Source organism: Prolinoborus fasciculus, assembly GCF_056724605.1.
The window spans coordinates 23,867-31,126 of sequence record NZ_JBWZQN010000040.1 but is presented as its reverse complement, the minus strand read 5'-3'; the positions used below and the strand labels follow the sequence as shown (position 1 = coordinate 31,126).

5 protein-coding genes are annotated in these 7,260 nt (G+C 41.5%); 4 read left to right on the top strand and 1 reads right to left on the bottom strand.

Going from position 1 to position 7,260, the window contains the following annotated elements; translation table 11 throughout:
• Positions 1-124 precede the first annotated feature (124 nt).
• A complete protein-coding gene (locus AC1P5O_RS10495; protein WP_348942187.1) occupies positions 125-733 on the bottom strand; it encodes a DUF4917 family protein in 609 nt (202 codons plus the stop codon).
• Between the two features lie 223 nt (positions 734-956).
• On the opposite strand from AC1P5O_RS10495, the gene ahcY reads away from it, so the two are divergent.
• The 4 genes from ahcY to AC1P5O_RS10475 all read left to right on the top strand — a co-directional run bounded on the left by ahcY (position 957) and on the right by AC1P5O_RS10475 (position 7,159).
• Complete coding sequence (ahcY, locus tag AC1P5O_RS10490; RefSeq protein WP_005103920.1) at positions 957-2,339, top strand: adenosylhomocysteinase; 1,383 nt, start codon at positions 957-959, stop codon at positions 2,337-2,339.
• Between the two features lie 181 nt (positions 2,340-2,520).
• On the top strand, positions 2,521-3,357 hold the full coding sequence (gene metF, locus AC1P5O_RS10485) for a methylenetetrahydrofolate reductase [NAD(P)H] (protein WP_085064772.1): 837 nt from the start codon (positions 2,521-2,523) through the stop codon (positions 3,355-3,357).
• 37 nt (positions 3,358-3,394) lie between these two features.
• Positions 3,395-4,105, top strand: coding sequence for a 16S rRNA (uracil(1498)-N(3))-methyltransferase (locus AC1P5O_RS10480; RefSeq protein ID WP_005265841.1), 711 nt, complete (start codon positions 3,395-3,397; stop codon positions 4,103-4,105).
• Between the two features lie 177 nt (positions 4,106-4,282).
• Positions 4,283-7,159: a putative bifunctional diguanylate cyclase/phosphodiesterase gene (locus tag AC1P5O_RS10475; RefSeq protein ID WP_222112232.1), complete on the top strand. Its 2,877-nt coding sequence runs from the start codon at positions 4,283-4,285 to the stop codon at positions 7,157-7,159.
• Positions 7,160-7,260 lie beyond the last annotated feature (101 nt).

Genomic DNA, 7,260 nt, shown 5'->3' with positions numbered 1-7,260 from the left:
TGTACACAGTGCACTGGGTTATGTATCGCCTTTTGAGTTTGAAGCAATGTACTATGATAAGATTAATCCGTTAGGTCAGGTGGCCTAACTTAAATAAAAAAGTCTCCGATAAACCCGGTACGGTTCAATCTCTGAAAATAGATAAATTACCATGTTGATAAAGACTCAAAGTTACTTCTTTTTCCTTACGAATAGGATTTCTCAAATCTTGCCAATTATTTCTAAATAACCCGCTACCTTGAAAACAATCTTTAAATCTATGCCCATCTTCATTTCTATTTCCATACATTAAAATCCAATACAGGATTAAATCGTAATTAAGGGAGACTACTGTTCTAAATTGTTTTGTAAATTGATATAGCTGAGGTAATTGATCCGCGATATCAGAATGTTCACAATGAACTTCCTTCACCACTTTAATAAGAGCTTGTTTTATATTTTCGTAAGCTGAATCAAGTTTTTGATCAACTATTCCCAAATGCTTATTTATTAACTTCGCATGCCAAACCAATCGTAAAATTAATTCAAAATCAGATGTATCAAACTCAATAAAAAGTTTAGATATATCATCATTAAAAAGTCTTAATTTTTCAGCCTCTTCTTTTAAAGAATCAAAACGAAATTTTTGATGCAAAGCAACACTCGCCCCATTACCAATAATTAAATTGCCATTCTCATAATTATCCTTAATTTCAGCCCAGTCTTTGATTGCATACTCAAAACCATCAGTCATAGTTTATTCTCAAAATTTTCTTATTAGTCAGATATTAATCAATTTAGGATTGGAACAAAATCAATTTCCAAGTACAATACTGCGCTAGTCGAGGGATGCTGCGACGTTTTACAGGCACTAAATGTAAAATCGCTAGGCTCGACCATCGGTCAGACATTCGTTCTGATCAACAACGGCATCCGCGAACAGAACGATCCAATCTATTTTTTCCTAGGAGATCCTGATGAACGCGGTTACTGCTTCATTTACAGATTACAAAGTTGCTGATATTTCACTTGCTGATTACGGCCGTAAAGAAATCAAACTTGCTGAAGCTGAAATGCCAGCCCTAATGGGTCTGCGTAAACGCTATTCAGCAGCAAAACCACTTGCAGGCGCGAAAATTCTCGGCTGTATCCACATGACCATTCAAACAGCTGTTCTTATTGAAACACTGGTTGAATTAGGCGCAGAAGTTCGCTGGACTTCATGTAACATCTTCTCAACTCAAGACCATGCTGCTGCTGCTATCGCTGCTGCAGGCATTCCTGTGTTTGCCTGGAAAGGTGAAACTGAAGAAGAATACATGTGGTGTCTTGAACAACAAATCAATGTAAATGGCACGCCTTGGGATGCCAACATGATTCTGGACGATGGCGGTGATTTAACGCTACTTGTTCACGAAAAATACCCAGAAGTGATTGAAAAAATTCACGGTGTAACTGAAGAAACAACGACAGGTGTTCAACGTCTGTATGAAATGCTTCGTGATGGCACTTTAAAAGTTCCTGCAATCAACGTAAACGATTCAGTAACCAAGTCTAAAAACGACAACAAATACGGTTGCCGTCACTCACTGAACGATGCAATCAAACGTGGTACAGATATGCTTTTATCTGGCCGTCGTGCACTTGTGATCGGTTATGGTGACGTAGGTAAAGGTTCTGCGCAATCCCTTCGTCAAGAAGGCATGATTGTACGCGTAACTGAAGTTGATCCAATCTGCGCAATGCAAGCATGCATGGACGGTTACGAAGTTGTATCTCCATACAAAAATGGCGTGCAAACTGGCAAGAAAGAAGACATCAATGTTGACCTTCTTCAAAACACTGACCTTATCGTAACTACAACAGGTAACTACCACGTATGTGACGCTGCAATGCTTGATTCATTAAAAGCTGGCGCAGTTGTTTGTAACATCGGTCACTTTGATACTGAAATTGATACAGCTTACCTACGTGGCTACAAGTGGGTTGAAGTTAAACCTCAAGTACACCAGGTGTATCGTTCAGAAAATGAAAATGATTACCTGATCCTTCTTTCTGAAGGCCGTTTGGTGAACCTTGGTAATGCGACTGGTCACCCATCACGTATTATGGATGGTTCATTTGCCAACCAGGTATTGGGTCAAATGCATTTATTCGCTGAGAAATTTGCTGATCTTCCAGAATCTGAAAAAGCTGCACAAATTCGTGTAGAACTTCTTCCTAAGAAATTAGATGAAGAAGTTGCTGCTGCGATGGTTGCTGGTTTCGGTGGTGTCTTGACTCAACTGACTCAAGAACAAGCGGATTACTTGGGTGTTCAAGTTGAAGGTCCATTCAAGTCTGATGCTTATAAATACTAATTTTTGTTTTTACCTCTCCCTAGCCCTCTCCTAAAAGGAGAGGGAAACTTCTATTGTGAAAATAGTTAGAGGGTAAGTTTTAAAGACTTTAACTATCGTAATGGAAGTCCCTTCTCCCTTTGGGAGAAGGTTAGGATGAGGGCAATCCAAAATTACAAGTATTTATAAAAAGGATTTGAACATGTCTAAACAGATTCCAATTTCATTTGAATTTTTCCCGACCAAAACTGATGTAGGTGCGGAAAAACTCAAGGTTGTACATCAAGAGTTACAACTCTTAAATCCAGAATTCTTCTCTGTGACCTATGGTGCTGGTGGTTCCACTCGTGAACGCACCCTGTCTACTATCAATGACTTTAATGGCAAAGGTGCACCTGTTGCCCCTCACCTGTCTTGTATTGGCGATGACAAAGCGCGTATTGCTGAACTTCTAGATCTGTACAAATCTCAAGGCATTGACCGTATTGTTGCCCTGCGTGGTGACTTGCCTTCAGGCCAAGTGGGTTTGGGCGAATTACCTTATGCAGCTGATCTGGTTCGCTTTATCCGCGAACATTCAGGCGATCATTTTAAGATTGAAGTCGCAGCTTATCCGGAAATGCATCCTCAGGCTGAAAGCTTTGACAAAGACATTCAGCACTTTGTTGATAAAGTCAATACAGGTGCCAATGCTGCTTTAACTCAGTTCTTCTTCAATCCAGATGCTTATTTCTATTTTGTAGATCGTATCCAGAAAGCAGGAATCGATATTCCAGTTGCGCCAGGCATCATGCCAATTACCAATGCCAGCAATCTGATTCGCTTTGCTGATGGTACTGGCGCTGAGATTCCACGCTGGATTCGTAAGCAACTGGCAACTTATGGTGACGATACTGCCAGCATTAAAGCCTTTGGCCATGAAGTTGTAGTTAAATTCTGTGAGCGTCTGCTTGCAGGTGGTGCACCAAGTTTGCATTTTTACACCATGAATACTACTGACCCGACCCGTCAGCTAGTCACCGATCTTGGTTTAGCTTAAGCCCTTTATTTCACCGATTTTTTGAGTAGAACGATCAATGCCACGTTTTTATATAGATGCTGATTTAACTGTTGATGTCAGCCTTGAGCTTACGGAAACTGTATTTCATCATTGGGTAAAGGTTTTACGCGCGCAAGTCGGTGAAAGCGCGACCCTGTTCAATGGACAGGGTGGCGAATATGACGTGACTTTAACCGAGGTTGCTAAAAAATCAGCCACCGTCTCGGTCAATGCATTTAATCCTGCCAATCGCACACCAAAGTTCCAGGCTTTGCTCGGTCAGGTGATGAGTAAAGGCGACCGTATGGATTATGCGATTCAGAAAGCAGTCGAACTGGGCGTTTCCGAAATTCAGCTGCTGACTTCGGATCGTTGTGAAATGCGTTTAAAGTATGATCGCGACCAGAAAAAGCTGGATCACTGGCAAGGCATTGCTATTGCGGCTTGTGAACAATGTGGTCTAAACATTGTGCCTGAAATTTTAGCGCCCATGTCACTTGAAAAATGGCTGGATACTGAACTTCCGAACACCAAACTGGTTTTAGCACCCAATAAAGATGAAACAGATGTACTGGCAGATGCGACTTTAGATCTTGCCCTGCTGATTGGCCCCGAAGGTGGCTTGAGTGAGGCAGAAATTAGTGCCGCAAACCAGAAAGGTTTTCTCAACTGGTGTATCGGCGAGCGTGTACTACGTACCGAAACTGCTCCTGTTGTTGCCCTGTCAATTTTGAATTATGTGCTTTAGTTCATCGGATGGGTAAAAATTTGTCTTTAATTTTGTTGATTTTTATTTTTAAGACATCTAATCTCGACTAAAGAATAACAAATACTTATTAATTGATTTCACACATTTCCTGGGGTTTTTATAACAACAATGCACAAGGACGAAAACCGTTTAGGATGAATACAGGCATTGAATCACATGGTTGATAATCAGGACGACTATATTCAGCAGCATTTGCATGATGCTCAAATTGCGAATACGCTTCGCCATAGTCGCTATTTTTTGCTCAGTATCATGGTGATTTGCCTCTATATTTTTTGTATTTATCACATTCAATATAGTCCTTCTAATACGTATTTTAATACCTGGTTTATTCTGACAGAACTTCTGGTCAGCATGTGCTGGCTGGTGAATACGCTGTATTTCAAACCCGAACAATATAATCAGAAAAGCGCGCACCGCTGGTTACAGATGCAGAGCCTTGCAGTCGGAAGCTGTATCGCGGCCGGTATTTATACAATTTATTACTATTTGCCGCAGGCCAATCCTGTATTTGAAGATATTGAAGCACTGACCTTGTCTGCCTTGTTGCTGATTGTAAGCCAAGCATTTGGCCTGACCTACCTGACCCAGAAACTGAGCTATTTTTGTCTGGTCTTTTTGCCGTCCTTATTCCCTTTTTTACTGTCGCAGCTTGACCATGTCGGTCATTCCAATCCCTTTTTTGGTCTGGCCTTAAACTTTGCGCTCATAGTGATTCTGCTGTGCGCGACAAGTAGTTATCGAATTCACAGCCGCACCTCACGTCTGTATGCGGAAAATGATATTTTGGTGAAAAATGCAGAACAGCAAGTGCATTGGACTGATGAACTGTGCCAGCAACTCAAAACTGAAGTCAATAAATCCAAAGATATTGAACAGCAATTACAGCTCAGTAACCAATTGCTGGAGCAAAAAGTACGGGAACGTACCTATGATATTGAACAGATCAATCATGATCTGAAGAATCAGCAGCAGAATCTAAAACTTGCACATGAAATTGCCGGTATTCGGCCATGGGACTGGAATATTCAAGAGCGCAGCATCACCTTAACCAATCATAAAGACGAAAAGATTCTGCGCGATTCCAAAGATCATCATCTGCAATTACAGTATCTGATTCACCCTGAAGATCTGGCCTATTTTAAGCGCAATATGAAGCAGCATCTGCGTGGCCAGATTGAACGCTATGATGCCACTTACCGGATCAAGCTCAGTGAAGGTGGCTGGAGTTGGGTACATGATATTGGCCGGGTGATCAGTCGTGATCCTAAAAATAAAAAACCCTTGCGTATGGTGGGCATCCGTCGTGATATCCAGCAGGAACGTCTGTCTCAAGAACGTTTAAAGCTGGTGGCCAGTGTACTGGAACAGGCTGCGGAAGGGATTTTCATTCTGAATCCTGAATTAGATTATATCGATGTCAATCCTCACTACGAATACTTGAGCGGTTTTGAGCGTGACGAGATTATCGGTAAATCCTTATTTGATATTGCAGTGCAAAATAAATCCCAGCAACGTACTTTTCAGGCCAATATTGTCAAACAGATTCAAAAGATTGGTTCTTATGATGGAGAGGTTTATGCAAAATTTCTGTCTGGTAAAGAGTCGACCTTATGGCTGCATATTAATGCCGTGACTGATGATGAAGGCAGGATTACTCATTATATTGGTATCGTATCAGATCTGACTGAACGTAAATTACAGGAACAGCGCCTGTCCTATCTGGAAAATTATGACACGCTGACTGACTTACCGAACCGCTTTTATTATAATTATCAGCTGCATCAATATCTAGTTTCGCAAAAAGACTCGATTAAAGAGATGGCTGTGATTCGGCTTAACATCGACCGTTTCCGGCCATTAAATGAATACCTGTCCAATAACGGCGGTGATGAACTTTTACGCCAGGTGGCGCAGCGGCTGCGGATGACCAATGCAGAAGCGCTATTTGTGGCACATCTAAATGGAGATGATTTTGCGATTCTCTATGAAATTTCGCATATTCGCCCTTCAGTTCAGCACCATTGTGAACGCATTGCTCAGGCCTTTAGCAGACCGTTTAATATTTACGGTCAGGATCATGTGATTACCCTATCCATGGGTGTGGCATTTTATCCGGATCATGGCCGTCAGCTGGATTATTTAAATAACTGCGCAGAACAGGCATTGAACGAAGCCAAAAATCTTGGCGGTAATACTATTCACTTTTATTCCAGTGACAATAATGCGTTACAGAACAAAGGGGTTTTTCTGGAACGGGATTTGCGTAAAGCGATCCAGAATAATGAACTGGTTGTGTATTATCAGCCAAAAATAAATTTCAGCGATCAAAGCATTTATGGCTTTGAAGCGCTGATTCGCTGGAATCATCCAGAAAAAGGCATTATTGTGCCAGGGCTGTTTATCCCTTTAGCTGAACAGACCAGCCTGATTTCAGACATTGGCCGTCTAGTGATCCAGCAGGCCGCTAAACAGATTCGCCAATGGAATGATCTGGGCTTTAATCATATTTGTGTATCAGTCAATATCGTGGCACAGCAATTGCGCCGTGGTCAATTGCTCGATGATTTGGACCAAGCCATTGCAGATAACCATATTTCTGGCGCCAGCCTGGAACTGGAAATTACTGAATCTTCTTTAATCGAAAATTCGGAAGCGGTCAAAAATCTGTTGAATGAGATTAAACAGCGACATATTCATATTGCTCTGGATGATTTTGGTACAGGTTATTCCTCTCTCTCCTATCTTGCTGATTTTCCGATTGATACTCTAAAAATTGATCGCAGTTTTGTTTGCAAGATTGGGGAAAACAAACAGGCAGCCATTGTCAGTGCTATGGTGGCCATGGGTAAAGCCATGGGCATGACCGTGGTCGCGGAAGGCATCGAGACTGAAGAGCAGCTAGAATATCTACGTGATTTAGACTGTGATATTGCCCAAGGTTACTTATTTTCCAAACCGCTTCCTGAGCAGGATGCAACCGCTTATTTAGTGCGAGACAAGACGCATCAGACTTATATATCCCAAGTCTAAGTCCATACCCCACCACAATAAGTTTGTTGGAAAAACGGCCGTCTTTGTCTGTCCGAACTGGCTAACAAATGGTATATTCAGGAACATAAATAAATTCTTTG

What these genes read in the sequence shown, in the direction of transcription:
- metF (WP_085064772.1), top strand. Translation starts at nt 2,521, where the DNA reads ATGTCTAAACAGATTCCAATTTCATTTGAATTTTTCCCGACCAAAACT.
- AC1P5O_RS10495 (WP_348942187.1), bottom strand. Translation starts at nt 733, where the DNA reads ATGACTGATGGTTTTGAGTATGCAATCAAAGACTGGGCTGAAATTAAG.
- AC1P5O_RS10475 (WP_222112232.1), top strand. Translation starts at nt 4,283, where the DNA reads ATGGTTGATAATCAGGACGACTATATTCAGCAGCATTTGCATGATGCT.
- ahcY (WP_005103920.1), top strand. Translation starts at nt 957, where the DNA reads ATGAACGCGGTTACTGCTTCATTTACAGATTACAAAGTTGCTGATATT.
- AC1P5O_RS10480 (WP_005265841.1), top strand. Translation starts at nt 3,395, where the DNA reads ATGCCACGTTTTTATATAGATGCTGATTTAACTGTTGATGTCAGCCTT.